At 71.4% G+C, this 26,412-nt stretch carries 18 protein-coding genes and 1 pseudogene; 5 read left to right on the top strand and 14 right to left on the bottom strand.

Going from position 1 to position 26,412, the window contains the following annotated elements; all coding sequences use genetic code 11:
- Positions 1-172 precede the first annotated feature (172 nt).
- The gene (locus tag ACSMXW_RS14845; protein ID WP_485806813.1) at positions 173-1,705 is read right to left on the bottom strand and encodes a flavin-containing monooxygenase; all 1,533 of its coding nucleotides are present in this window, start codon (positions 1,703-1,705) and stop codon (positions 173-175) included.
- A 247-nt stretch (positions 1,706-1,952) separates the two neighbouring features.
- On the opposite strand from ACSMXW_RS14845, the gene ACSMXW_RS14850 reads away from it, so the two are divergent.
- Entirely contained in the window at positions 1,953-2,639 is a 687-nt protein-coding gene (locus ACSMXW_RS14850) for a MerR family transcriptional regulator (protein WP_485806815.1), read from the top strand.
- Positions 2,640-2,773: 134 nt separating this feature from the next.
- Here ACSMXW_RS14850 and ACSMXW_RS14855 read toward each other — a convergent pair.
- Together ACSMXW_RS14855 and ACSMXW_RS14860 are read right to left on the bottom strand one after the other, a co-directional pair.
- Positions 2,774-3,256: pseudogene (locus ACSMXW_RS14855) on the bottom strand (GNAT family N-acetyltransferase); the annotation flags it as partial.
- A gap of 244 nt (positions 3,257-3,500) precedes the next feature.
- Entirely contained in the window at positions 3,501-4,175 is a 675-nt protein-coding gene (locus tag ACSMXW_RS14860) for a transcriptional regulator (RefSeq protein ID WP_485806816.1), read from the bottom strand.
- A 460-nt stretch (positions 4,176-4,635) separates the two neighbouring features.
- On the opposite strand from ACSMXW_RS14860, the gene ACSMXW_RS14865 reads away from it, so the two are divergent.
- On the top strand, positions 4,636-5,406 hold the full coding sequence (locus tag ACSMXW_RS14865; protein WP_485806818.1) for an isocitrate lyase/PEP mutase family protein: 771 nt from the start codon (positions 4,636-4,638) through the stop codon (positions 5,404-5,406).
- A 745-nt stretch (positions 5,407-6,151) separates the two neighbouring features.
- On the opposite strand, the gene ACSMXW_RS14870 is transcribed toward ACSMXW_RS14865, so the two are convergent.
- The gene (locus tag ACSMXW_RS14870) at positions 6,152-6,391 is read right to left on the bottom strand and encodes a hypothetical protein (protein WP_485806819.1); all 240 of its coding nucleotides are present in this window, start codon (positions 6,389-6,391) and stop codon (positions 6,152-6,154) included.
- A 62-nt stretch (positions 6,392-6,453) separates the two neighbouring features.
- Positions 6,454-8,439, bottom strand: a complete 1,986-nt coding sequence (locus ACSMXW_RS14875) for a type I restriction-modification system subunit M/S (RefSeq protein ID WP_485806821.1) — start codon at positions 8,437-8,439, stop codon at positions 6,454-6,456.
- Between the two features lie 785 nt (positions 8,440-9,224).
- Here ACSMXW_RS14875 and ACSMXW_RS14880 point away from each other — a divergent pair.
- Both ACSMXW_RS14880 and ACSMXW_RS14885 read left to right on the top strand, forming a co-directional pair.
- Positions 9,225-9,998, top strand: a complete 774-nt coding sequence (locus tag ACSMXW_RS14880) for a hypothetical protein (RefSeq protein WP_485806823.1) — start codon at positions 9,225-9,227, stop codon at positions 9,996-9,998.
- Positions 9,995-11,305, top strand: coding sequence for a 7-cyano-7-deazaguanine synthase (locus tag ACSMXW_RS14885; protein WP_485806824.1), 1,311 nt, complete (start codon positions 9,995-9,997; stop codon positions 11,303-11,305). The genes ACSMXW_RS14880 and ACSMXW_RS14885 overlap by 4 nt, the downstream gene beginning before the upstream one ends.
- Before the next feature lie 15 nt (positions 11,306-11,320).
- Here ACSMXW_RS14885 and ACSMXW_RS14890 read toward each other — a convergent pair whose 3' ends face one another.
- From ACSMXW_RS14890 to ACSMXW_RS14930, 9 genes are all read right to left on the bottom strand, one after another.
- Positions 11,321-13,558 (bottom strand): DEAD/DEAH box helicase, encoded by a 2,238-nt coding sequence (locus ACSMXW_RS14890; RefSeq protein WP_485806826.1) that lies wholly within the window; start codon positions 13,556-13,558, stop codon positions 11,321-11,323.
- On the bottom strand, positions 13,555-14,892 hold the full coding sequence (gene brxD, locus ACSMXW_RS14895; protein WP_485806827.1) for a BREX system ATP-binding protein BrxD: 1,338 nt from the start codon (positions 14,890-14,892) through the stop codon (positions 13,555-13,557). Before brxD ends, ACSMXW_RS14890 begins: the two co-directional genes overlap by 4 nt.
- A gap of 1 nt (position 14,893) precedes the next feature.
- Entirely contained in the window at positions 14,894-17,683 is a 2,790-nt protein-coding gene (pglZ, locus tag ACSMXW_RS14900) for a BREX-2 system phosphatase PglZ (RefSeq protein WP_485806829.1), read from the bottom strand.
- Positions 17,683-21,681, bottom strand: a complete 3,999-nt coding sequence (locus ACSMXW_RS14905) for a BREX-2 system ATPase PglY family protein (RefSeq protein ID WP_485806831.1) — start codon at positions 21,679-21,681, stop codon at positions 17,683-17,685. The genes pglZ and ACSMXW_RS14905 overlap by 1 nt, the downstream gene beginning before the upstream one ends.
- Positions 21,682-21,854: 173 nt before the next feature.
- Positions 21,855-22,319 carry a hypothetical protein gene (locus ACSMXW_RS14910; protein ID WP_485806833.1) on the bottom strand — a complete coding sequence of 155 codons (465 nt, stop codon included), beginning with the start codon at positions 22,317-22,319 and terminating at the stop codon, positions 21,855-21,857.
- 163 nt (positions 22,320-22,482) lie between these two features.
- Positions 22,483-24,306, bottom strand: a complete 1,824-nt coding sequence (locus ACSMXW_RS14915; protein WP_485806834.1) for an alpha/beta hydrolase — start codon at positions 24,304-24,306, stop codon at positions 22,483-22,485.
- A gap of 9 nt (positions 24,307-24,315) precedes the next feature.
- Positions 24,316-24,780, bottom strand: coding sequence for a hypothetical protein (locus tag ACSMXW_RS14920; RefSeq protein ID WP_485806836.1), 465 nt, complete (start codon positions 24,778-24,780; stop codon positions 24,316-24,318).
- Between the two features lie 212 nt (positions 24,781-24,992).
- Complete coding sequence (locus tag ACSMXW_RS14925; protein ID WP_485806838.1) at positions 24,993-25,415, bottom strand: hypothetical protein; 423 nt, start codon at positions 25,413-25,415, stop codon at positions 24,993-24,995.
- Between the two features lie 98 nt (positions 25,416-25,513).
- Positions 25,514-25,834 (bottom strand): hypothetical protein, encoded by a 321-nt coding sequence (locus ACSMXW_RS14930; protein WP_485806839.1) that lies wholly within the window; start codon positions 25,832-25,834, stop codon positions 25,514-25,516.
- A 289-nt stretch (positions 25,835-26,123) separates the two neighbouring features.
- Between ACSMXW_RS14930 and ACSMXW_RS14935 the strand changes: the two genes are divergently transcribed.
- A complete protein-coding gene (locus ACSMXW_RS14935; protein WP_485806841.1) occupies positions 26,124-26,408 on the top strand; it encodes a GntR family transcriptional regulator in 285 nt (94 codons plus the stop codon).
- Positions 26,409-26,412: the final 4 nt, after the last annotated feature.

Below are 26,412 nucleotides of genomic sequence, written 5' to 3' on the forward strand. Positions count from 1 at the left end.
CCGCGTCCCCCGGCCGCGATCGGCCCGGACCGCCCGCCCGGGCGCCCCTCGGTGGTCGTCCGCCGTGTGCCGCCCCAGCGGCCCCAGCGGCCCCGACTGCCCCCACCACCCTGACTGCCCTGACTGCCCCCACTGCCCCGACTGCCCCCACTGCCCCAGCTGCTCACTCGGCTCACGCTCCGGCCTCCGCCTTCTGTGCTGTGCTGTCGTCCGTCGTCGTCCCGGGGCCCTGGGCCCTGATCACGTCGTACTCGGCGAGGTCCACGCGGCGCGTCGCGGCGCGGAACTCGGTGGTGGTGCCGGGCCAGATGGTGGTGTTGCGGCCCTGCGCGTCCAGGTACCAGCTGGTGCAGCCGCCGGTGTTCCAGACGGTGCGCCGCATGCGCCGCTGCACCGCGGCGTTCCAGGCGTCCACGGCGCCCTGCCGGGCGTCGAGCGCGACCCGTTCGCCCGGGGCGCCCAGCGCGTCCAGCCGCCGCAGGTAGTCCGCGAGGTAGTTCAGCTGGGACTCGATCATGAGGATCATCGAGGAGTTGCCGAGCCCGGTGTTGGGCCCGATGACCGTCATGAAGTTGGGGAAACCGGCGGCGGTGCTGCCGCGCAGCGCCGCCATGCCGCCTTCCCAGCTCTCCGCGAGGGTGCGCCCGTCCGCGCCGACCACCCGCTCGGCGACCGGCATGTCGGTGACGTGGAACCCGGTGCCGAAGACGATCGCGTCCACCTCGGCCGTGCTGCCGTCGGCGCCCACCACGGTGGACCCGCGCACCTCGGCGAGACCCGCCGCGACCACGTCCACGTTGGGCCGCGCGAGCGCCGGATAGTAGGTGCTGGAGAGCAGGATGCGCTTGCAGCCGATGCGGTACGAAGGGGTGAGCCGCCTGCGCAGCGCCGGGTCCGCGATGGCGCGGGCCATGTTCCGCTTGGCCATCCGCTCGACCAGCCCGAGCTCGTCGGGCCACTTGGTGAACGCCTGCACCTGGAGTTCCCGGATGCCCCACAGCATTGCACGTCGCGCCTTCATGGTGAGCGGCAGGTGGCGGTGCAGCCAGCGCTCGGCGCCGGTGATCTCGCGGTCGGCGCGCGGCAGCACCCAGGGCGGGGTGCGCTGAAAGAGCGTCAGCCGCGCCACGTCCGGCTGGATGGACGGCACGATCTGGATCGCGGAGGCCCCGGTGCCGACCACGGCGACCCGCTTGCCGCGCAGGTCGTAGCCGTGGTCCCAGCGTGCCGAGTGGAAGACCCTGCCGGGGAAGGCGTCCAGTCCCGGGATGTCGGGGATCCGGGGGTCGGAGAGCGGTCCGGTGGCGGAGACGACCATGTCGGCGGTGAGCCCCGGGCGGCCGCCGATCTCCAGCTCCCAGCGCAGCCGTGCGGCGTCCCAGCGCATCCTGGTCACCTCGGAGCCCAGCCGCAGGTGCGGGCGGATCCCGAAGACGTCGGCGACGTGCTCCAGGTAGGCGCGGATGTGCTCCTGGCCGGAGAAGGTGCGCGGCCAGTCGGGGTGCGGTGCGAAGGAGAACGAGTAGAGGTGCGACGGCACGTCGCAGGCGCACCCCGGATAGCTGTTGTCCCGCCAGGTGCCGCCGACCGCGTCGCCCCGCTCCAGCACCACGAAGTCGGAGACGCCCGCCCGCCGCAGCCGGACGGCGGCCCCCAGACCGCCGAACCCGGACCCGACCACAGCCACCCGCACATGCCCGTCCATCCGGACCCTCCCAACGTCCTGCGACCGTGCCGCCCGCGCGGTCGGAGGTGCCCCACCGCGGCACCCCGCGGTCGCGGCGCCCCGCGATCGTGCCAGTAACCACTGGCACGATGGGAGCGTAGGCGAGGCGCGTACTCATGGGTAGGGGGCGGGGGCGGGAAAGTTACCGCGGGTACGAGCCTCCGTCCGCCGGACCCCGCCGGCACCACCCCGCCGGGGCCCGTCCGGGCGCCGTAGGGTGACGGGCGTGCCCGATGCGAACCCCGTCCCGACCCCGGCCCCCGGGGCCCGCGAGTACCGGACCGAGGAGCTGGCCCGGGCCGCGGGCATCACGGTACGCACGCTCCGCTTCTACCGTGAGCGCAGGCTCCTCCCACCGCCCCGCCGGGAGGGCCGGATCGCCTGGTACAACGACCACCATCTGGCCCGTCTGCGCACCATCGCCGCGCTCCTGGACCGCGGCCACACCCTCACCGGCATCGCCGAGCTGGCCGAGGCCTTCGACCACGGCCGGGGCGTCGGCGAGCTGCTGGGCCTGGGCGCCCCCACGGAGGAGACCCCGGTGCGGCTCACCCCCGAGGAACTGGCGGACCACTTCGCGGGACAGGACACCGCGGAGAACCTGGCGACCGCCCTGGAGCTGGGCTACCTGGGCACCGACGGCGAGGAGGTCGTGCACGTCAGCAGGCGCCTGCTCGACGCCTCCTCGGCGCTGGTGCACAAGGGCGTCCCGCTCGCCGCGGTCCTGGAGGCGGGTCGCCGGGTGCGCGCCCACACGGACGCCCTCGCCGAGATCTTCACGGAGCTGGTCAGGGAGCACGCCGCCGACGAGGACCCCAAGGAGCTGCGCCCGCTCGCCAAGAGCGTCTTCGAGGCGGAACTCTCCCTGGCCCTGGACCGCCGCGCGGGGGCCCGGCAGCCGGGGTCCGGCTAGCTCGTCTCGCGCCCCGCGGTCTCATGCGCCAGGCTCTCCCGCCCCAGGCTCTCCCCTGCCACGCCCTCACGCGCCACGCTCTCACGCGCCACGCTCTCCCGCGCGGAGTCGCCCGGCACCGCGCTGTGCAGGGCCGGGGCGAGGGGCTTGGCGTAGCAACGGCTCAGCGGGTCGTCACGGTAGTGGCCGAACTTGGCGCACGGCTCGTAGCCGCTCGACACATACAGCCCGATGGCCTCGGGCTGCTTCGTCCCGGTCTCCAGCACCATCCGCGCCCGCCCAGCGGCCCGCGCGTCGGCCTCCAGGGCGGCCAGCACCCGCCGCGAGAGCCCCCGGCCGCGCGCCTCGGGCACCACGTACATCCGCTTGATCTCCGCGTCGCCGTCGGAGTAGCCCATGCTGTTGGCCTCCTGGCTGCGCCAGCCGCCCGTCGCCACGGGCACGCCCCGCTCGTCGTACCCGATCAGGTACAGCCCGTGCGGCGGCTCGAACATCCACGCGTCCAGCGGCGTGGCATCCCCGTCCCCGTCCCCGTACCGCTCGGCGTACTCCAGCAGCACACGGTCGTTGAGCTTCACTGCGTCGGGGTGGTCGAACGGAACGCGGCATATGTTCATGCACGTCAGCGTAATCCCCCCGCCCTGCGCGAGGCCCGGTCAGCGGTTCCGCCCCCGGAACCGGACGCCCTCAGGGCGCGGGGACCTGCGCGACCGGCCCCGACCGGCCACCGGCCACCGGCCGAACGAGAGACCCCAAGGGGCACCCGCTCAGGGGCGTAGGGAACTGCGCAACCGCCCCCACCGGCCGGCAGCCGGACAGAGAACAGACAGGCATAGGCGTCCGCACCGCCTTGACTCCGCGCTACACCTGCACTCCGAAGACCCGGGCGAGCCCCCGCCCCCCGGCCTCCGTGACGAACACGGCCCGGCTGTCCCCGGCGGGCCGCACCCACTCCAGTTCGAGTATCCGGTCCAGCAGGCCCCGCCCCACGGCCCCCGAGAGATGGTGCCGTTGCTCACTCCAGTCGATGCAGTACCGCATCAGCCGCCGCCGCTCCGGGATCCGCACCCCGAACTCCGTGAGGAACGCCCGCCCCGCCCCGGTCAGGGCGTACTCCACGTCCCTCCCGTAGCCTGTACGCCCGTCGGCGACGGCCACCGCGGGGTCGTACGTGCCGTCGCCCCCGGTCACGTACCCGCGCTCGATCATGGCCCGCATCAGCTCCACCCCGAGCCGCCCAGCGATGTGGTCGTAGCACGTCCGCGCCTGCCGCAGCGCGCGGGCCCTGCTGCTCTGCCTGAGCGAGCGCACGGGCGCGGCCGGCGCCAGCCGTTGCAGCGCCTCGATCAGGTCCCCCACGGCGGGCCCGGCGAGCCGGTAGTACCGGTGCCGCCCGTGCGCCTCGACGGTCAGCAGCCCGCCGGCGGTCAGCTTGCCCAGTGGGAACTGGCCGTCGCCGCGCTCACCCCGGCCTCCGCGGCGAGCCGGCTCGCCGGCAGCGCCCGCCCGTCGCCCAGTGCCAGCAGGATCCGGCACCGCCCGGGGTCGGCCACCAGGGACCCGACGGCCGCGATATCACTGTCGCCGCCCCCGGATGCGCCCGGCGCCGGCACGGATGACGATCGCTCCATGCGCCCCAGGCTAGTTCTCGGACGTTTCGACGCCCGTCGAACGGAGGGCGGCCGAGAATCGGCGGGGAGCAGCCGGAAGACGCGCAGCAGGAAACCAGGAAACCCCCGCCGGAACCCGCCGCAGGCCTCCCACCGGGACCCGCCGCAGGCCCCCCACCGGAACCCGCCGCAGGCCCCCCACCGGAACCCACCGCGGGCCCCCATTGGAACCCACGACAGGAAACCACCACACCCACCGAACCCCACCACACCACCCGCACGCACCGCACCCACCGCACGCACCACACCCACCACACCCACTGCACGCACCGCACCCACCGCACCCACCGCACCCACCGCACCCACCGCATGCAGGGAACCACCCCATGACCGACTCCTTCAGCGATCTCCACCACGGGGACCGGCCGCTGGTCCTCCCGAACGCATGGGACGTCCCGTCCGCCCTGGTCTTCCTGGCCGCCGGCTTCCCGGCCATCGGCACGACCAGCTTCGGCGTCGCCGCCGCCCTGGGCAGTCCGGACGCCCGGCCGGCGACCGCGCAGGCGAACCTCGCCCTGGCGCACCAGCTGTCGAAGCTGCCCTGCCACGTCAGCGTGGACATCGAGGACGGCTACGCGGAGAGCCCCGAGCAGGTCGCCGAGTATGTCGCCGGGCTGCCGGTGGCGGGCGTCAACATCGAGGACAGCAGCGGGGAGCTCCTGGTCCGGCCCGCGGCGCACGCCGCCAAGGTGGCCGCGGTCAAAGAGCGCCGCCCGGACCTGTTCGTCAACGCCCGGGTGGACACGTTCTGGCTCGGCCAGGACGCCGCGACCGACGCCACGCTCCGCCGCGCCCTCCAGTACGTCGAGGCCGGCGCGGACGGCATCTTCGTGCCGGGCACCGCCGACCCGGAGGTACTCCGCGAACTCGCCGCGCACCTCCCCGTCCCGCTGAACGTCCTGGTGGCTCCCCAGCTCACCCTGACCGCCCTCGCCGACCTGGGCGTACGCCGCGTCAGCACCGGTTCCCTGCCGTACCGCGCCGCCCTGCACACAGCAGCCCTAACCGCCCTCTCCACCCGCGACGAGACCCCCCTGCCGCCGGCTGTCCCGTACTCGGACCTCCAGACACAACTGCGCCACTACGCACGGATGTGAGGTTCACTACCGCCACCATGGGCCCCAGTAAGCAGGGAAAGCCTCCGGCAAAGGCCTCCTGGGTGCCGGACCCGGCACGGGCAAGGTGAGCCGCGAACACGGACAGCTGCCATGGGTCGCCGCCGATGTCGCCCTGCTGACGCCCGGCCGGTCCGCGGCCCGCTTACCGGCCGCGCTCGGCAACCTCAACGTCTTCGACTCGTGGTCGGTCGACCAGCGTTATCGCGCCGGGACCGGACCGGTCACCGTACCCACGCCGCCCTCGCCGCACCGCCCTCCACCGCCGGACGGCGGTGCCCCGGCAGGCCCAGCACGGCTTCCGCGCCCCTCATTCCCCAAACGACGAGATCCCGATCCGACGGCAACCGTCTGATCGGGATCTCATGTTGTGTTGTGGGACGTTCACGGTTGGGGCTGACCTGCGACTACGGAGGCGTCGCGCCGGGCCTTCCCACCGCCTGGAAGATCATTCCCCAATTCATAGGCCATCTATAAGCGCCTACCTGCTTGTCGTCACGCTTCCGCTCCGGATGCGCAGCGTCGCGGGTGCCCCGGGAAGCGAGCGCGTCCAACTCGGCCACCTGGTCCCCGCCCCCTCTGTGCAGAACGTAGCGCGGGGCCGCTGTGGCAGGCATGCGACAGCGGCCCCGCGCCTTCGCCCCGCGATTGCGACAACGGGGTCAAGGCGGCCCTTGTACAAGGGGCTGGTGCCCACCCGACGCCCTTCTCCCGGCGATTGAGGCGACTACGTGATCCGCCGTAGTTCCTTCACCGCGGTGATCGCAGCCAAGCAGGCGCCCATGGTCGCACCGAACGCGGTTCCACCTGCCAGAACGACTTCCGGCAGGGCGGCCCCGCCGAGCGACTTGAGGATGCCGACGGCCATGGCGACGACGAGCGAGAAGAAGGTCATCGCCAGGAGCCACGGCACCCATGCGCCCGCGGCACGGGCCGGGGGCTGGGTCGGCGTGGTGGGAGGTGTCACGCTGGTTCCCTTCGGGGTGTGTGTTGAGTGGAGCTGGTGGTTCGGGAAGTGGTCGACCGACATCACCGGCCGCCCACCAAGTGCTCGACGAGAGCATCACGGGCGCCCCGCACCGCATCCGCGAACCGCAGGTGCGCGGAGACCTGGGCTTCGAGGGTTGCGAGAGCGCGCGCGATCCGCTGCTGCTCACCGTGGGGCGGGAGCACGACCTGCTGATTGCCCAGTGCAGTAGCACTGATCGACGGGGCTCCGGTGGCGGTCGCCCGGTCACGCACCCAAGCCACGGCCTCGGGACGGCTGAGACAGGCCAGCAGGTACTCAGGGTCGACTCGCGCTTCCTCGCGCAGTCGCAGCCTCAGCAGGTTGGTGCTCAGCAACCATCCGCTCTGCTCCGGCCTGACGAGCGCCGGCGGACCGATCGCCCCCGACCGGACGCACACGATGTCGTCCGTCTGCAGTTGGAATCCCCGCAAGCGCTCCGCGAGCTCCCTTGGAACGCGTCGATCACCGGGGCCCTGGATGCGGCCGTCGTGGAGGTCCTTGGGGAACACGAGCGGAACGCCGCCGTCCGGTGTGCGCTGTTCGGCCCTCAGGAGGCTGTAGGACGGACCGGCCTTGATGTAGCACAACTCGGACAGCCGGACTTTCCTTCGCTCCGTGGGCGTCGGACGCTCGAGTTCGATACCCACGGGGGCAGCGGCCGAGTCGGCGTCGTACAGCTCCCGCCGTCGGGCCTCCACCTCGCGCGCGGCCTTCTCGAATGCCGATCCCGCATCACCCTGGCGAGGTTGTCCAGCGTGGACGTGGTCCGTGGGGCTGAGCGAGCGATCCACGGTCCGGAGGAGGACCGAACGGGGCACGACCGCGGACAGCACGCCCGTATCGCGTGACTGCCCCGCGTGCGCGTCCGCCTGCGGTGGAAGGGCCGAACGGTAGGCCGTGAGAACGGCTTCGACGTCCTCGTCTACGAGCACACGCTTACCGTTGCGCCTGCTGCCCAGCGCGCGGGCATCGAGGAACAGGACCTCATCGCAGGGGCGCGTCGGGGACACCAGGATCCACACCGACACCGGCACCGGCGTACTGGAGAACAGTCGGTCCGGCAATGCAATCACGCATCTGACCACACCGCGTTCCAGCATGACGTGACGGATCTTCACCTCCGCCTCGTTCGCCGAGTTGCCTGCCTTGTTGGGCATCACCACGGCGGCTGCGCCGTCCTCGTCCAATGCTTCGAGCACGTGCTGCACGTAGGCGAAGTTGTCGTTGCCGACCGGTGGCGGACCGTACGGCCACGCACCCTTGGCCCGTGGCTCCCCCGCGGAGTCGCTCATGTTGAAGGGTGGATTGGTCAGTACCAGGTCGAAGCGCTCAGCGTCATGGCGGGCGCGCTGAGGCGCCCACGGCGTACTGCGGCCGAGGACCACACCCGGGCGCACTCCCTGGAGGGCCAGGTTCATGCTCGCCAGGCGCATGGTGTCGCGCCCGTGGCTGTACCCGCGCACGTCCAGTGCGCTCGGGTCTCCCCCTGCCGCACACTCGGCGACCGCTGCAGCCAGGAGTTCACCACCACGGGCGTACGGGTCGTAGATCCTCCGGGGCGCTTTCCCGTGACGCTCCGTGCGGACGATCTGCACCATGATCCGCGCCACCGCGCGGGGCGTGAAGAACTCGGTGCTGCGCAGTCCGGCACGCATCTCGTACTCGTCGAGCACGAGCCGGAATGCGCTTCTGTCCAGCTCCTCGACCTGGTGCACCACGCCCTTGAGGTCGTCGTACGTGCGTGGCTCCAAGCCCAGCAGCGTCTCCCGCATGCCCGGCACGGCCCCGAGGCCCTTCAGGAGCTCGTCCGTCGCCGTGCCGATGTGGGACAGCAAGGCAGCGGCGCCGTCCGAGCCACGTCCGGTTCGGGCCCGGTGCGCCACGCCCTCCCACCGGGGGCCCCCCGCGCTCCGGAGGTAGAGCAGGCAGAGCAAAAGGTTCATGTAGTCGACCACGGAACCGGCACCGCGCACGCGGTCGACCGGATCGCCCATGAGTGCGCGCACGCGTAGACGGTCACGGGAGTCCTCCGGCGGAGGAGCGGCGAGGGACGGCCTGCCCCCCGCTTTCCGCACCTCCTGCGCACCAAGGGCTCGGCGGGCACGGTCGCCGTACGTGGTGCCCTCCACTTCCGACCCGCGACGGGACCTCCGAGGGATGCGGCGGGCGTCGAGCCACATGAGGACCTCGCTCCGGCGGAACAACTCCATACCTCCCGCCCGTACCGGGCGGGGGAACCCCGGGTCCCGCACCCAGGGGGTGACTGTCGGTCTCTCGACCCCGGCCAACTTGCCGATCTCCGACCGGGTGATCAGTGGATCATCGTGGCTGCCCCTGGTGGACATGGCTCAACTCCCCCTGCGAACTGCTCTCGGTGTCTTCCTGTTGCCGTTGACGATAGGAGCAGCCAAACCCTCACGCCAACTGCGCATTCAGAATGCGCAGCTACCTCCACTTCCATCTTCCTGCTGAGTCCACTTCGACACGCACGTCATTCTCCCACGTGAAAGCACCTATCAGTGGATCGGAGGTCGTCACGGGGCTGGGCATACCGCTAACGCCGTTCGCTTTCTTCCACATCGTTCCGTCCCGATGACCGTGCCGGCGACCACGACCGACCCCTCCAACTCCTGAAGCGCACCCCCGGGTCGCGACCGCCCACCACGACAGGTCACCGATGCCTCGACGCCCGGACGCCGCGGATCATGGCGTGGTTGTGCCCTACCGATCCGGCCGTACATCTGCTGCCATCCGGAGAGGAGCCGAACGAGGCATCTACTCGGGGGGTGCAATGGGCACGTCCACACCGTGGGAGGGACCCGGAGGCGGCCGATGGAGCGCCCTGGGCGGACGGGTGGCCCGGTGGCGGCACGACACCGGAAACGCGGTCGAACGCCTCGAAGAGATCGCCGACGACCTCCTGCATGCTCTGCACACCACGCTGCGAGCTGATCGATCAGCTTTCGGCCTGTACGACACGACCTGTGCTGCAGGCAATCGTCTCACCACGGTCCTCGGCTCGCTGGCACGCCAGGCCCCGGAATCGCCCGACACGCTCATCACCCGCCTCGCCCTCGAAGTGGGTGGGGACGGCGGTACCCTTGCGGACGCCGTCGTGCGGAGAGCGGCCGTCCGGGCCGGCCGTCACGTCATCGACCGTCGTGCGGAGACCGCGGAGTCACTTCCCCCGAGTTCGACATGCGGTGGCTGGGCGTGGGACCTCCTCTGCGACCTGTACCAGGTGTTCTTCGCCCAAGTGGTCGCCGAGTTCCTGAGGTCGATGATCGCCGAGCACATCAAGCTGTCCGTACCCGTGCTCGTGGCGATCGATCCTGAGGGCACGATCGCAGATCGGGTCGCGGACCGGCTGCTGGAACTCGTCCCGAGCCCGTGCGAGGAGGCAGCGGGGGCTGCCGACCCCGCCGAGGCGCTGGACACCGCGGTGGACGTCGTGCAGGACCCGGACGACGTACTCCCAAAGATCGCCGCCCGACTCGTGCCGAAATCTGTCGCCACGGTCCTGGGCGTCCTTGACGAAGAGAGCGCGGAGGGAGAAGCAGCGTGAGCGACACCGTGCACTCCATCTGGTGGAGCAATCAGCCCCAGGACCGGCCGGATGACGCCGTCTGGACCGTGGTCGGCGAGGACGATTTCCAGGAGACGGAGAACCGCGTGACGGGCCTCGATCGCCTGCCCGGTCGCGTGCCACAGTGGGCCGACGACCTCTTCCGCGTCGCCAGGGCCGTGTTCACCACCGACAAGCGCGTACGGAGAACCTCTGCCGCTGACCGGTGGACCCGTCGTGTCCGAGTGTCCGTCCCCGTGGAAGACCCGGGGCTGTGGCGAAGCCCGGCCGCCCGACACCATCTCGGTGCGCTGCTCGGGATCCTCACCGCGGACATGTGGACCGTAGAGTTCCGCGCCCTCACCGGGCATTGTGTCGCGGAGGCCCTTCCGCTGACCGACGCCGAGCGTGCCGGCGAGGTCGCACTGTTCTCCGGTGGGCTGGACTCCCTCAGCTGGGCGGCCACACGTGCCCGAGCCAACGACTCGCGGCCGCTGCTGCTGGTGATGTTCCGCGAGATCAGTCTGCGTCGACTCCAACGGGGCGTGTACGAGGCGGTCAGGGGTCTGAGCACGGCCAGGGACGTCCAGCTCCTCGAGCTGGGCCAGACCCCTGCGGGTGACGGCACCCGTCAGCGGCTGGAGACCTCGTCCCGCACCCGTGGTCTGCTGTACGCGGCGGGCGCCGTACGGGCTGCCGCCGCGCACGGGGCATCGACTGTGAACGTGCCCGAGAACGGCCAGGTCGCCCTGAATCCGCCACTGACCGCAGCCCGTTGCGCCGCCTGTTCCACCCGGTCGGTGCACCCCCTCACCCTGCACCACCTCAACGCCCTGATCGCCCTGATCAGCTCGGGAAGCCCCGGCGTGCGGGTGGTGAATCCGCTCGCCCACCTGACGAAGGGCGGGGTCTGCCGGCTGGCCTGCAGCGCCGGACTGAGCCCGCTGGACCTGGCTGCCACCCTCAGCTGCGGCAAACCGCCCGTGCGCCAGAGGCACGGTTCCCGCTCGGCAAACTGCGGCGTCTGCTTCCCGTGTCTGGTGCGCCGCTCCGGACTGCTCCAGACGGAGAGCGGGGACCTCACCCCCTACGAGACCTCTCCCTGGAGCGATGCCCTCTCCCCCCGCCGCAGCCGGGACTGGCGTGCCCTCCAGCTCTGGCTGCACACCCGGTACGACCTCGACGACCTGCTCGCGGACACCCCGCTCCCACCTGGTACGGACACGGCAGGGGTATTGAACGTGATCCGGCGGGGCCGGGAGGAACTGGCGCAGTTGCTCCGCTCCTCCGGGGCCGCCGCGGCGTAGGAGCCGGGTGTGTGCCTAGGTACCGGTGAGCGTCACAAAGCGCACCGGCTCCGCCAGTACCTCGGCAGCGCCCTCGGCGTCCGCGGACCGGACGGCGAGCGTCGCCTCGGCCAGCCGGGCCGGGAGCGCCTCCCCGAACTTGAGCCCGCGCACGGCCCGCCCGTCGACTTCGGGGAGGCACAGTCCGCAGGACGCGTCGGTAACTGCGGTCTTCCAGCCGCCCGGGGTCAGGTCGTCGCGGAGCCGGATCCAACGGTCGTTGACGCGCCGGTGCGGTGTGACAGCGGTCGGCAGGGAGGCGGCCAGCGTGGCGTTGGCCCGGTGGCCGGCCCATGTCCACCACCGGTTGTCGCCATCGCCGGAGCGGGTGATCAGCGTCCCCGCCGGGTGCACGGCGTTCAGGTGCACGTCCCGGGCCTCGGCGAGTTTGGTCGTTGCCCGGTTGGTCAGCCTGACCGGGGGATCCGCGCCTAGCAGGACGTCACGGGCCGCGCGGGCGAGAGCGAAGGAGCGGACCCGCTCCGCACCTAAGCCGCTCCAGCGGGCACGGCCTCCCCCGTCGGCGGGTTCGACGAAGCAGCGCTTGCGGCTCCAGTCGATGTAGGTCACCAGCCAACTGCGCCCCGCCAGGAGCAGTCTGCGGGGTCCCTCGATCTCCTCGGTGAGCAGGTCGGGGTCGGTGCGGCCGATCTCGGTGCGACCGTTGAAGACGGTGAACTCGGGCGGGGCGGTGAAGACGGCCGTCAGGTTCATGAAATGGCGGTGGCCATAACGGCGCTCCGCCTCCGGACCGATGAAGAGCAGTCCACCGTCCCGGTCCACGTATCCCTGCTCCACCAGGTGGCGCACGACGGGCGCCGCACCCACTCCGAAAGGACCGAGGCCGCCCCACCACTCGTGCCACAGGTTCTCCCCGACCCGGTGTTCCTGGAGGCACAGCGCAAGTACTTGCTGCGCCACCAAGTGGCGGGGCTCCGGCGGGGGGAGGACGGGTTCCACCCAACCGCGGGCCCATTGCAACAGCAGCGCCGCGGCCGACAGCAGTCCCTCCCCGTCGAGTGCGAGGAACAGGCAGTTCCGTGTGGTGCCGGGACGCCGTCCGGTGCGGCCCAGGCGCTGGAGGAAGGAGGCCACGGTGGACGGCGCGTCCAGTTGGATGACGCGGTCGAGGTCCCCCACGTCGATGCCGAGTTCGAGGGTGCTGGTGGAGACGATCACGCAGTCACGCGCCTCGGCGAAGGCCGCCTCAGCCCGTCGCCGCTCGTCCACGGAGAGCGATGCGTGCGACAGGAAGGTCGTGACCCCCTTCAGGCGCAGTTTCTCGCCCAGTTCCTCGACGGTGCGGCGGCTCTCGCAGAAGACCAGCCGCTTCTCGCCCCGGTGCAGAGCGGCGATCACGGTGGCGGCGTTGGCGACGGAGCCGACGTAGTCGAGTTCTACGTCCCCCGGCGGCGGGGGCGCGGAGGTGGGGAAGGTGAGATCGGAGTGCGGCGCCAGGGGTTGGGCCGGGGTCCGTGCGCCCCCTTCGTGGCCTTCCCCACCCGCGAGGTGCGGGGCGACGACCCGGGCAGGGCGGCGTCCTCGCCCCGACCCCTGGAACCAGGCCAGCAGCTCGCTTGGGTTGCCGATGGTGGCGGACAGGCCCACCCGTTGGAGCGGACGTCCGACGACGTGGCTCAGGCGCTCCAGAACGGCCAGCAGGTGCCAGCCACGGTCGTCCCCAGCGAAGGCGTGCACCTCGTCGACGACGACGGCGTGCAGCCCCGAGAAGAACGAGCGGTGGTCGACGTGCGTGCTCACCAGCATGGATTCCAGGGACTCCGGCGTGGTGAGGAGGATGTCGGGCCGCTGGGTGAGGATGCGCCGGCGTTGGGACGTGACGACGTCGCCGTGCCACAGCTCGGCGGTGCGGCCCAACCACTCGGCGTATGTCCGCAGCCGGGGGTGCAGGTTGTTCAGCAGCGCCTTGAGCGGGCACACGTACAGCACGCTGGTGCCCTTCCAGCCGCTCCGGTTCATGCGGGTCAGCAGGGGGAACGCGGCTGCCTCGGTCTTGCCTCCGGCGGTGGGCGCGAGCAGCACGGCGTCCTCGCCGCCCAGCAGCGGTGCGACGGCCTCTTCCTGCAAGGGCCGCAGGGTGCGCCACCCCAGCGAATTCACGATGTGGTACCCGATCACCGGGTCGAGGATGTCGAAGGGATCGGCCGCTTCCCCCGTGAGTGGCTCGTCTCCTTCCGGAGGGGTCCGGGTCACGACGGGTCCGGGTCCAGCACGACGTCCCCTGCGCTCGCAGCGGCGCTCCGCTCGGTCTCGTTGAGTTCGGAGCCACCGACCGTGAGCGCGTAGTGCACGCGGGGGTCGAAGTCCTCGAACTCGTCGACGCGGTCCATGACATCGGCGACGAGCTTGCGCAGGTACAGACGCGGTGCGATGCCGACCTTGCCGCCGAGTGCACCGGTGACGGCCCTGGCGAGTTCGTCGAGGTAGGCGTCGTCGACCCGGGTGGTGAGCCGTTCGGGGTGACGTGCCACGCCCGTGTACAGGTCACGCGCCTTGCGGCCGAGTTCGCCCAGGGCCGTGATGTCGAAGCCGGGCAGGCGCAGTTGGACGGCGCGCGGCGAGTCGAAGCGGGGGGCGGTGGTGAAGTCGGTGGCGAGCCGCTGGGCGAGGGGCGCCAGACGCTGGACGCCCTGCTGCCCGTCGTAGAAGGCGGGGGTGCCGGTGATGACGAGGAACAGGCCGGGGAAGCGACCGGAGTCGATCTCATCGAGGAGCTGGCGCAACGCGTTCAGGGACTTCTCCCGCACGTCGCCACGCACCCGTTGGAGGGTCTCCACCTCGTCCAGGACCAGCAGCAGCCCAGGGTGTCCGCAGTCCCGCAACACGGTGAGCAGGCCCTGGAGGAACCCGAGGGCGGCGAAGTGGTCCAGGTCACCGCGGACACCCGCGGCGCGTTTCGCGGCGGCTGCCACGGACCGCTGCCCGCCGAGCCAGGCGATCAGCGCCTCGGCGTGCACACCGTCACCGCTCGCCACGGCCCGGCGGTAGCCGCGCAGGGCCGCGGAGAACGCCGGCGTGGTGCGGGCTACGTCGGCCAGCCGGCGCTCCAGCAGCTCGTCCACGGCGCGTGCCAGCGCCTCCTCGTCGTCCGCGGCGACCTCGCCCGCGGCGAGGACCTCCTCCTCCAGGGCGTAGAACCAGGAGTCGATGACCGCCCGGAGGGCTGAGGGCCGGTGGGTGGCCGTGGTGAGGTGCTCGACGAGCCTGCGGTAGACCGTCTCCAGACGGTGCAGCGGAGTCTCCGCCTCGGAAATCTGCACCTCGCTCGCGGCGAGTCCGCGGCGCTTGGCGCGCTCGGAGAGCCAGCGCGCGAAGAAGGTCTTGCCGGACCCGTACTCGCCGCGCAGGGCGTGGAACGCCGAGCCGCCACGGGCCACGGTGGCCAGGTCGTCGTCCAGAGCTGCCGCGAACCGTCCCAGGCCGACGGCGAACAGGTCGAGGCCGGTGTGCGGCACCGTGCCGCGGCGCAGGGCGTCGATCACGTCACGCCGCCGCGCGGTGCTGACGTCGAACGCAGGTGTGCTCATGTCACGTCCCGAGGAATTGCTGTTCGAGCAGGGCCCTGTCGAGCTGGACGGTGCGACCCGACTCGACGAGCTGGAGCACCGGGTAGCCGTCGATGTTGAGCAGGCGTTCCAGGACGGTGGCGAAGCGCTCCGGGTTGCGCTCCGACTTGCCGGTGGCGGCCTGGGCGGCTGCGACCACGGCGCCCGGCGAGAGTTTCCCGCCCGCCGCGGCCAGCGCATCCAGGACGGCTGCGACGGCGCTGTCGCTCGGGGCACCGCGGACGAACTCGCGCAGGGCCTTGTAGGGACCGGACTTCACGGTCCGCCGACCGAGGCTGGGGGCTTCGGTCCCCTGGGGCGGGCCAGGCTGATCAGGCGCCGGTCGTGCACTGCGCGCCGGGTCCGGGCGGACGGGTGGCGCGGTGGCGGTGTGCGGCGCATCCTCCTCACCCCGCCACCAGTCGGGCGCGACGCGTTCGGGAGGCAGCAGGGTCCACTTCTCAGGCACCAGATCGGCCGACGGAACAAGTGTGATCACGGGCACGGTGACCTCCGCGAGGGACGCGCCACCGTGGTAGCCGGCCTGCCGGGCGGTGTAGTGCAGGTCCTCGCGCCAGGGCAGGGTGACCCGGCCGCCACGGGCGCGCACCCGGGGGCCGGCCAGCTCGATCTCGCCCTCCTTGGGTGCCCCGGTACGCCACCGAGCCCCCTCCACACCGTCGGCTTCGGGCTGCTGAACGCCCCGGGGCGTACGGTCCAGGACGTGACCGTGATCGGACACCAGGACGACGGGGCGTCCGTAGTCGCGAGCCGCGTTCAGCAGGTCGGGCAGCTTGCCGACGTCCTCGGGCGCCCACCGGCCGCGCGCACCCTCGCGCCCGTCGGCCAGCGTGTCGTCGACGGTGTTGAGGACGACGCCGACGATGTCGTCGGAGGCGAGCGCCTCGATCAGCTCGGGGGCCAACCGGTGCCCCGGAGGCCCTTCGTAACCGCCCTTGTGGAACAGGCGGGCGCCCCTGCGCCGCCTCTTCCAGAAGTCGGTGAATGACGCGCGTTCCACGCTCTGCCCGCCTTCGACGGCCCGTCCGCCCAACAGCGAGGCCCGGCTGACCGTCGTCACCGTCGGTAGCATGGCCACCGCCGCCCGGCGGGCGGCGCGCCGACCGGGTTCCGGTTTGGGCACCACTTCCGTCCACACCCGCCGGTCGAGGCGTGCGACGAGCTGGATGGCGACGTCGGCGCTCATGCCGTCCAGGACCAGGATCAGCGGACGACCGCGTTCGCGGCTCCGCGGTCCGCCGTTCTCGCCGTTGGGCGGTGTGTCACCGTCTTCCTCCCGCTTGAGCGGCCTACTGAGCGGCACGGCCGCCTCGGCGAGCACGTCCTCGATGAGCAGGGCGCCGCCCGGCGCCTGCTGGCTGGCGCTCTCCGTCCACACGGCGAGCCGCTGCGCGAACTCCTCGTCGATGCGCGCCCGGCGCGCCCGCACCGTGTCCACCAACCGCCGGTAGGCCTCCGAGACGACGGGGTCCCGGGAGGTGTCGCCCTCAGCGAGGATCCCCACGGCCACGTCGACCCACGCAGTGGAGTCCAGGTGGGCCTGGACGCCCTGGGCCACCGACGCCACCCGCACCTGCGGTGCCGCCGCCAGCCAGCGCACCAGGCGCACGGCGGTGCGGGCCTTGTCCGTCGAGTCGCCGTACAGCGCGGCAAGCTGGTGTTCACCCAGTTCGCGCAGCCCCGCCTCGGCGGCGGGAGCGGGCCCCTCCAGGACCGTGGCGAGGTGCCGCAGCCGGGTACGGTAGCCGGCCGGCAGCAGCCGGTCGGCGCCGATCAGGGGGCTGAGCCCGGCCTCGTCGGCGAGCCGGTCGGCGCGGTCCAGGACGTCGAGGACCCGGCGGCGGGCGTCCGCGCGCTGTGTCCCGCTGCCCTCGGCCTCGGCGATCCAGCGGGTGAGGACACCGGCGGCGACGTCGGAGAAGGGCCGCAGTGCCTCGAACGAGGTGAGGGCCGATCCGAAGAGGGTCCCGAGGGCGAACCCGGCGGCCTCCGACGCCCCATTGCTCAGCGCGGCCGACGCGAGCGCGCCCAGCGGCAGCGCGTCACTACCGCGCCCGTCGGCCACCAGGGCCAGCAGGGTGGGCGCGGCCGGGCCGACGGCCCGTGCGAGCCAGGCGCTGAGCCCGCCTCGTTCGGCCTCGGGGAGTGCGGCGAAGCGGTCGGGGCCCGACGGGTTGCGGGTCCAGGCGAACAACGCGTCCGCGTCGATGTCGAGGGTGTCGGCGGAGGTGTCGCCCAGGCCAAGTCGCGCAGCGAGCAGGGCACGCACGGCGCGGTCACGGGTGAGGACGGAACCGGCGCGCCGCCAGCCGTCCACCGGCTCGGCCTCCAGCAGCGCGTCCAGCAGCCACCGCTCGCCGACCATCCGGGGGTCGAGGTCGGTGACTCCGAAGAGCTGCTTGACGATCTCGGCGCGGTCGACGCCGAGGGGGCGATGACCGACCGCGTGCGCCTTGAGGTCCCAGCCGATCTGGTCGGCGGGGACGGAGCCCGTGACGACGAGCACGCCGTCACCGCTGCCGTTGTCCGTCCGGTGGCGCTGCCAGGCCTCGACGATGCCGAGCAGGGAGTCCTGGTCGGTGAGGTGCACCCGACGGCTTTGACCGTCGACCCGCACGGTGAAGTCCACTTCCCGCTCAGGCGCGTCGTAGGCGGCGTCGACCAGGACGAGAGGCTGCCGGTGGACCTTCTTGAGGTTCGCCTCCAACAGCACCTCGATCGCGCGCCGCCCGACGGTGGGGCGCGGGGCCATCAGCGGGGTCCTTCCGGTCGGAGTCCGGCCTCGCCACCGGACTGGTGCGCCGCGTCGTCGGCGGCCCCCGGGTCGGCGGCGAGCGGACGCCAGACGATCTCCACCGCGGTGTGCGGGTGCCCGGCCCGGAACTCCTCGATCTCCTTCCGCACGGCGGCCAACTCCGCGGCGAGCAGGGCTTCCAGGCCGCCGGACTCTCCGTCGATGACCCTGCGGCCCACCGGGGCGGGTCGCTCGGGCGCGTCCGCCGGCGCAGCGGCCTGCGCCGGCGCACCGTCCGGCCCCTGTGCGGCGGGCTGCGCCGGCACCGGCGGGTTGCCGTGGGTGCTGAGGGGGATCTGTTCCGGGCCAGGGGCGGGTGCGGGCGGGGGCAGCGGCGCGGTGCGTTCCATTTTGAGCGCGGCGTCGAGGATGCCCTCCGCCTTCTCCCGAGCTTCACGCAACACGGGCACCAACGGCCGTTCGAACTCGCAGGCGCGGGCGGCCTCGGAGATCCGTGCGAGCAGCCGCACGGCGCGGTCGCCGACGCTGTCGTCCCGGTCGATGAGGCGCTGTACGTTGCCGAGCCTCCACCAGTCGGTGTCGTCCAGGGCGCGCAGCACCTGCCCGGCACTGCTCATGGCGTGCGCCAGGTCCCGGTCAGGCGTGTCGTACGTGAGCGCGGCCAGTTCCTTGACGAAACCAGTGGCGTCGTTGCCGTGCCGGGCGAGTCGGGCCAGCAGGCCCGCGGCCTCGCGCAGCACGGCCGTGCGCGGCGCCGGTGTGCCGTCGTCGAGGCCGAGCAGGGCGGCATGCCGCTCCAACGTGGCCCGCACATCCGCCACGTTCCCCTCGTACGCCTCGACCTTCTCACGGACCTGGGTGGCGAGTTTGTTCACATTGCGCGCATATGGGTTGGGTTTGGCGTTCACGCCGAAGAGCCGCGCGGCACGGTCCCGCGCGGCCTCGTACTCCTCCTTGTCCGGCAGCGGCTGCGCACGCAGCGCCAGGCCGGGCCCGATGGACGTCAGGTCGGGCGCGGGTACCTCCTGCCCGGTGTGGGTCGACACCCAGGCACGGTCGTCGAGCAGCGCGTAGGCGGCGATCAGCAGATTCGTCACCTGGGTGTCGAGGCCCGCGTAGCCGAGGTCGCTGGTGATCCACCGGCGGATGTCCTCGACGGCCAGCTCGGTCAGGTCGTCGCTGCCGCGCTCCTTGCGTGCCGCGGCGGCGGCCTGGTTGATGCGGGTGCGCCAGTCGGCGCGCAGCACGAGCGGACCGTCGTGGACCGTCCCGAGCTCCAGAGGTTCCACGATGCGCTTGACGGTTTCGCCCTCGCGGCCCTCCACCAGCACGCGACCGTCCGCCTCGTCCATGGCCCCGGTGATCCACTTCAGCGTGGTGCGCAGGTCCCCCACCGTGACGGCCTTGGGCTGGCCGACGCGGCCCGGGGCCCGGCCGAAGTCGGGGTGCTTCGGGTAGAGCGCGGCGAACATCCCGTCGGCGAGGTGGACCACGTTGTCCTCGAAGGTCTTGCCGCCCTGCGGCTCGGGCCGCTGGAACTGGGGCAGCAGCGACAGTACGTGGCGGCCGGGGGGCACCGTGGCGCCGACCGTGCCCTCCTTGGGCTGCGAGATGCCGTATACCTCAGCCAGCGCCTCGACGAGGGTGCGGGTGAGGGTCTCCTGGCCGACCTCCAGCTGACGCCGTGCCTTGGCGCGGTCGTCCGGGGCGTACTTGCGCGTGTACTCGTCCAGGCGATCGCGCTCCAGCAGGAAGTTGATCTTCACGAGGCGGCCCAGTTGGGCCTTGCGCTGCTCGGAGAAGAAGTCGGGCAGCCACACCAGGGTCGGGGCGTGCTGGCCGCTGTCGTACAACCCCTGCCAGCGCTGGAAATCGTCGCTGGGGTAGCGGTTGTGATCCTCGTCGAAGGGGTAGTCGACGACGAACCGGATCCGGCCGTCCTCGGACGGGGTGAACTGTTCGTCCGACACTTCGCGCGGGTTGCGCACGTTGCCGAACACGAACTCGGCGGTGCGCCGCGTGCCCCGCCAGACGATCTCCTTCTCGCTGGTGAACGTTCCCACCTTCACGCCGCACAGCTCCCACAGCCGGTCGTTCACCCACACCCGCCGCGCACCCGCCTTGTCCTCCCCCTCCACCTCCTTGAGCAAGGGTTCGACGTCGACGTCGGACAGGTGCAGCGAGAACACCGGGTCCTGCTCGCCCTCGGCGCGCAGCTGGCTGGGGAACTCGCCCTGGAGGGACCGCAGCCGCTCGATGACCCTGTCCCCCGGGGGCACCGTCCTGGAGCGCAGGGAACCGTGGTTGAGGGCGGCGAGGCGGGCGCCGGTGAGTCTGCGGAGCGCGGGGACCTCGGGTGCGAGCGAGGCCAGCAGCAGCGTCTTCACGAAGCGGTCGTCGGCGCGGAAGTCCTTGTGGTCCGGGTCGCCGTAGGTGTCCAGCAGGTGCTGGCGGGCCTTGGCGTAGAAGGTCTCCGCGGCGGTGGCCTCGCGGGTCAGCTGTTCGGTGAAGGCGACCCCGGTCCCGTCGACGAGGACGTCCCACAGGTCGCCCAGGGGGATGAGCTGGCCGAGCGGGGCGGTGGCGTTCTTCTCCAGTAGCTGCTGCACCAGCTTCAGGCCGCTGCGTTCGCGCTGGAGCGCCCCGGAGAGCGCGACGAGGACGTTCAGCAGCGCCGGTGACAGCGGGTACACGGCCCGGAAGTCGTCCCAGTCCGCGCTGGTGGCGCCCGCGTCGTCCAGCAGGACGTCCTTGACCTGCTGGCTGGACCGGTCGACACCCGCGAACGCTGCCTCCAGCGCGCTTTCCTGGCCGGGCCGTGGTTTGAGCACCCGTTCCTTGACGATCTCCGGGAGGTTGCGGTCCTCCAGACTGATGACGGTGAAGCGCTCCTTCAGGTACTCCAGCGACTTCTCCATGTTCTGCACATCGGAGCCGAGGATGTCCTTGCCGATGAGCTGGGAGAGGTCCCGCTGGCGGGAGATGAACGAGACGATCGGCACCGGTCGGTCGGCGTTGCCCGCCTCGATCAGTTTGACGAGCTGCTGGATCTGCTCGTTCACCCAGGTGCGCTCCCGCATCCGGGCCTGGAGCCAAAGGATCAGCTCGTCGAGGAAGAGGACGACCCCGTCGTAGCCGAGGGACCGGGCGTGCCTGCTGATCGCGCTGAGCCCGTCGTCCAGCGGTACGAACGCGTCCGCGGCGCCCGACTTGCCGGTGGCGTACGACTTCATCGGGCCGTCGAGCAGGGCGGACACCAGGCGCGTGCGGCGCTCGTCGCCGGGCGGGGCGGCGAAGGCGGCGTCCAGCTCCGCCCCGGTCCACGGCGCGCCGGCGACCGCCCCGATGGGCCGCAGCTCCCCGTCGTCCGTCGCGCCCGCGGCGGGGCCGGCGCCGATCGGCGTCAGGCCGTCGTCGGCGGCGGGCTGCGGCCTGGCGGCGGGCAGCAGCCGCACGAAGGCCTCGTCGCCGAGCGAGTCGCGCAGCGCGCGGGCGTCCGCGAGCAGCGAGTCGTCCCGGTACACCGCCGGCGTGGGCTCGTGCGGATGCCGGGCCCGTACGGTCTTGACGTACCCGTCGAGCAGTGCGGAGTCGAGAGTGGCGGCGCCCACCAGGTGGTAGGGCACCATCAGGAACTTCTTCCCGGGAAGCCAGTCGTCGTGCGCGGCTGTCACCTCCCGCAGCCGGGGCTTGGTCCGCGCGGCCGGATCGCCGTTGAGCACAGCGTGCAGCACGGTCAGGAAGTGGCTCTTACCGGCGCCGAACGAACCGTGCAGGTAGGCGGCGTACGAGGTGTTCCTGCGCACCGCGGCCCGCACAAGACCGAGCGCCACGTCGAACTGCTTCGCCAGTTGCTCGGTGACCACGTACTCGGCCACCGATCCGGCCGAGTCGTCGCCGAACCCCTGGGCGAGCGCGACCTTGAAGTCGCCGGCGTGCGCGTCCTCCTTGATGTCGAGGACGTCCCTCAGCACGGCGTCGCTACCCCTGGCCATCGCTCGCTCCCGCTCCCCTCGGCACACCGCCCGGCCCCACGACCGGTTCCCTCACGCAGCGCGCCCCGGCGGTCACCCGCGGCACGCACATGTCTTCCTATCCTGCCATCCGGGCGGTGGGCGGAGGGGGCGGTCCGGGGCGGACCGGGGCGGGCCGGAGGCGGACCGGGCGGTCAGAAGTGGTCGATCGTCTGTCCCTCGGGTACTCGGTAGCAACCGGATGTGACCTCGATGCCGAGGCTCGGCGTGTCGCGCTCGCCGTACGCGACGATCCAGACACTCATCTTCTTGGAATCGTTGTCCGCCACCAGGTTGAGGTTCTTGTTGGGGCTGTTGTCCCGGTAGGTGTCCTTGACGACCCAGCCGCCGGTGTTCAGCTTCTTCTTCAGGTTCGCCATGGCCGCGTCGATGTCGTCGGCGCTCTTCGGAGCGAAATTCCACGGGTGATAGACCACGAAGTACTTCTTCGGGTCCTTGCCCTCGCATTCCTTGACACCGGGCCCGGGTTCAGATGCTTTGCCGGGAACACCTGCGAAGTCGTAAATCTGGCTGGAGACGCCCTTGACTGCGGCGACCGCTTCATCGGTGCCGGCGGTCCCCGCGTACGGGATCTCCGAAGGTGCGTCGTCCTCGGTCATGCCACATCCGCTCAGGAGAAGTCCAGTCAGTGCGAGTGTCACGGGAACGCCGACCACGCGGGGCCGACGAGCGGCGGAGCATAGTGCACGGAGCATGAGGGTCCTAGGTGTCCTTGGGTGGGCCGGTGGCGGATCGCTCGGCGGGCCGGTACCGCTGCGGCGCTCACCGGGGCTTCGTGACGTCGTCATACTCGCCGACCACGACCAGTGCCTGGTTCTTCAACGCGGTCGTGCCCCGGTTCCAGTACTCACTGTGGCCTTCCGCTCCCGTGGTGGCCGTGGGACCGCTGCCTTCTGCGTGCGTGTTCATCTGGTTCGCGCCGAAGACCTCGTCGCTGGGGATGAGGAAGGTGCCGCCGCCGAGTTTCCACTGGCTGCCGCCGTGGCCCCAACGGCCGATGTCGGGGACCGGGTCCCCGTCGGCCTCCTCGTTCCACACGTGCCCCTTCGGTGCGTCCATCTCCTCGGCGGAACCGACCTTGACGCCGGGACTACCTGCGAAGATCACGTCATCGGCGTTGAGGTCGCCGGTCTGTGCGGCGGCGCCGATGAGGGTGGTGCCGTAGGAGTGCCCGATGGCGGTGCGATGGGGTTCGCCGGGGCCGCTGTGTGAAGCGTCGAGGCCGTCCATGAACTGCCGATAGGCCGGTGCCCCGTCGTAGGCGTAGTGCTCGAAGGGGGAGTCCTTGACGATGTCCTGCGGGGCGTCGTATCCGAGCCAGGTGATGGTGGAGACGGAGGCGTTCGGGTCCGCCTTGCTCGTCTGGCGCCAGAGTTCGGTCATCCGGTTGATGTCGCCGCCGATCCCTTCCAGGTTCGATGTAGTGCCTGGCACATACACCGCCTGGTGCTGAGCCGTGTCCGGGTTGCCGTTGGCGACGATGGCCCGGCCGTTGCCTTCCGGGCTGAAGCCGAGCAGGTACGCCTCGGGCAGTCCCTCTTTCCCGGTGTCGTCGAAGCGGTTCCTTATCGCCTTCATGCCGCCCAGCGAAGCGGTGAGATGACGGTACTCGTCGCCGTACTTCTTGTCCCACGCCATCCACTCGTCCGTGTGGACCTTGGACGGGTACGTGCCTGCCATGATCCACGTCCACTCGTTCGCGGGCGGTTTCGGGATCGAGTCCAGCTTGACCTGGTACTCGGCCTGCTTCTCGTCGAGCACGATCCGGTTGGCCTCGTCCCGGACCGCGGAGGGCAGACCGTCCAACGTGCCGACGAGATCGGGGTGCGTGGAGAGGTACGCCTCCCGTTCCTCGGGGGTCAGGCCCCGCCACCAGTCGGCGTTCTGCTGAGGGGTGGCGCCCTTGGGAGGGCCACCGATGGAGTCCAGATAGTTCTTTCCCGCCTCCCGTACGCCGCCCATGTCCGACAGGGCGTCCTTGAGGTCCTGGTTGGACACGGTGAGGTCGTCGTCGGCCTTGAGCGCCCGGATCTTCGGCTCCCACTTCGCGTCCGCCTCCGTCGCCTCCTTGAGCGCAGCGGCGATGCGATCCGCGAGGGCGAGTGCCTCGGCGTGGTGGGGATTGGGGTCTAAGTGGGCGGACTGGCGGCCCACGGCCTGGGCGGTCGGGTCCGTGGCGCCACCGACCGTGCCGCCCCTCGGGGGTAACTCGACCCCGTTCCTCGACTGTCCTTCCGGGTAGGTGACGCTGCCGTCCGCGTTGACCGTGAACGTGAGCGCCTCCGCGTCGTCGAGTGCGGACAGGAGCTTCTTCCGGGCAGCGTCGATGTCGTGGGCGAAGCCATTGAGCGCCGTGCTCACCAGTCCGCATTCGATCTGCGTGTAGTGGAAGTCGGCGGAGAGCTTCTTCAGTTCTCCGGCCGCCGTTTCCAGGGCCTGGCCGCTGAGGGCCTTGCGCATGCCGGCGACCACGACGTTGTCGAGGTGGTCCTTGGCCGCGCTGGCCATCTCGCCGACGGCGCGGTACCCGTCAGCCGCTTCCTCGAACTCGGACGGCTTCAGCTTCTTGAGCGTCGCGAGGTCCATGGCCGCCGGTCACCGCCCGGTACCCTGCCCGCCGAGGGCGGGTGTGTCGGCGTACGTGGTGTCGATCGCACCGAATGCGGACCGTACGGACTCGTCAGTCATCAGCAGGTCGTGCCCGACCTGTTCCAAGATCTCCTTAACGCTGCCGCAGCGCTCGCCCACGCTCTTCACGTAGCGCGCCCAGGAGTCGTACACGTCCTTCTGCGCGCCGGTACACAGGCAGCCGGCGTCGGAGACCAGCCCTTTCTGCCCGTCCTCAAGTCGATTCAGGGCCTTGCCGATCCCTTCGCGCAGCCCGCCGACACCTTCGCCCGCCTTGTTCCACGCGGCCTTCGTGGACTTCAGGCCCCCGGTGACGCTGCTCCTGGCCCCGCCTCCGCCCCTGTCCGGATCGGGCAGGTGGTCGATCTGCATCCCGGCTGACTGCCGCTCGGCGGCTTGCGTCTTGAGCTGTTCCCACTCGTCCCACGCCACGCGTGAGCCCCCTCCCCGTTTGTGGGCCGGTCCAGTTGCCGACCTGGTCCAGCCTGGTGGACGCCAGGGTCCTGCACTAGACAGTAGTCGGACAGGTGCACAGAGCAAGCGGGCGCTCGGTCATCCGGCCGTCGCTCGCTGGGCGAAGAACACGAGCGGACGCCGTCCGAGCCAGGTGGTGCGGTTCGGACAGCGTCCGCGGTGCGTTCGGACTACTCGTCGCGGGCGGCCGGGTGGACTCCGGGGCCGGGATCGGGGCCGGTGCTGGCGCTGGTGCAGGTGCCGGTGCTGCCTGGCTCGGCGGTCTCCGGTGTGTGCGGTTCGGGTTCCGGCGCGGGGATGCGCATGCCGCGGGACTCGGCGACCCGCAGTGCGTCGCCCAGGCACTCGGCGAGCCGGATCCCGGCGTACCGCACCTCCGTGTACGGCGACGTGGGATCGTCCAGCAGTTTCCGCGCGTGTCCCAGCACCGCCGCGCCCGTTTCGAGCTGCTCGGACTCCATGTCGTCGGCCAGCCGTGAGAGGTAGCCGCCGTCGGCGTCCGGGAGGAGGTAGCAGGGCTTGCCGTCCTCGGACGGCCACGGCAGCAGACGGGGCGGGATCGACGTTCCCGTCGGAACTTCCTGCCGACTCACCTTCCGACCCACCTTCTCGCCCACCCTCTGGTCCTGCCTCTGCTCCGGCTTCCGGTCTTGCTTCGGGGTTTGCTGCCGGTTCCGCTTCTGGGGGTTCGTCACGCCGCCGCCTTCTGCCCGAGGGGCGCGTCTGGCGCGCCGACCAGGTGCTGGTCAAAGTCCACTCCGAAGTCCGCGGCGAGCACCAGGGCGATCCGGCGCCGCCGCTGACGTTCGCGTTCGCGTTCGTGCGCCAGGACGTAGGGGCGTACGAAGGCGGGGCCGGTGGCGGTGGCGTCGATGCGGGTGTCGGCGGCTCCGGCTGCTCCGTACGGGGAGCGGGGGCGGGGTGGTAGGTGTGCGGGGCGCTGGTCGGGGGACGGTACGGCGGTGAGGTGAACCGGGGCGGCGACTGGGGCAGTGGATTGGGCGGAGCCCACGTTCGGCCGCCGGCGGCGTGCGGGTAATGCGTGGCGGGGGCCTCGGCGGTGGGTGCCGGTGCCAGGGCCGAACAGCAGGCTCAGCCATTCGGCGATGCGGCGGATAAGGTTCTGCACGTCGACGCTCCTAGTCAGCGTTGGCCATGCCCCGGGAGGTCTGGCCACCTCGCCGGGGTCTTCTGTTGCCCAGTTTGCACTGGATAGCAGTGCATAGCAATGCAGAGCACTTCATAGCACACGTGTGCTATCGGGTATAGCGCATCGCTATACGACGCCTTAGCGTGCAGCCATGGTTGACGACCGTGACTGGAGGCCCGACCCAGCGAGCCACGTCTACGTGTATCTACAGGTCGTGCACCACATCGCCGAGCAGATCCGCAAGGGGCGCCTGCCAGTCGGCGCACGACTTCCTGGTGAACGTGACCTCGCGGAGCAGTACGGCGTAGCTGTCACCACAGTTCGCCGGGCCGTCCGCGAACTCCGCGATCAGGGCCTCGTTATAACGGTTCCGGTCAAGGGCACTTTCGTGTGCGCCGAGCAGCCGCCCAGCGATACAGCCGACTCCGCCAGTTGACGCG

Source organism: Streptomyces sp. DSM 116793 (assembly GCF_057320905.1).

What these genes read in the sequence shown, in the direction of transcription:
- ACSMXW_RS14845 (WP_485806813.1), bottom strand. Translation starts at nt 1,705, where the DNA reads ATGGACGGGCATGTGCGGGTGGCTGTGGTCGGGTCCGGGTTCGGCGGT.
- ACSMXW_RS14865 (WP_485806818.1), top strand. Translation starts at nt 4,636, where the DNA reads ATGACCGACTCCTTCAGCGATCTCCACCACGGGGACCGGCCGCTGGTC.
- ACSMXW_RS14880 (WP_485806823.1), top strand. Translation starts at nt 9,225, where the DNA reads ATGGGCACGTCCACACCGTGGGAGGGACCCGGAGGCGGCCGATGGAGC.
- brxD (WP_485806827.1), bottom strand. Translation starts at nt 14,892, where the DNA reads ATGAGCACACCTGCGTTCGACGTCAGCACCGCGCGGCGGCGTGACGTG.
- pglZ (WP_485806829.1), bottom strand. Translation starts at nt 17,683, where the DNA reads ATGGCCCCGCGCCCCACCGTCGGGCGGCGCGCGATCGAGGTGCTGTTG.
- ACSMXW_RS14905 (WP_485806831.1), bottom strand. Translation starts at nt 21,681, where the DNA reads ATGGCCAGGGGTAGCGACGCCGTGCTGAGGGACGTCCTCGACATCAAG.
- ACSMXW_RS14910 (WP_485806833.1), bottom strand. Translation starts at nt 22,319, where the DNA reads ATGACCGAGGACGACGCACCTTCGGAGATCCCGTACGCGGGGACCGCC.
- ACSMXW_RS14915 (WP_485806834.1), bottom strand. Translation starts at nt 24,306, where the DNA reads ATGGACCTCGCGACGCTCAAGAAGCTGAAGCCGTCCGAGTTCGAGGAA.
- ACSMXW_RS14935 (WP_485806841.1), top strand. Translation starts at nt 26,124, where the DNA reads ATGGTTGACGACCGTGACTGGAGGCCCGACCCAGCGAGCCACGTCTAC.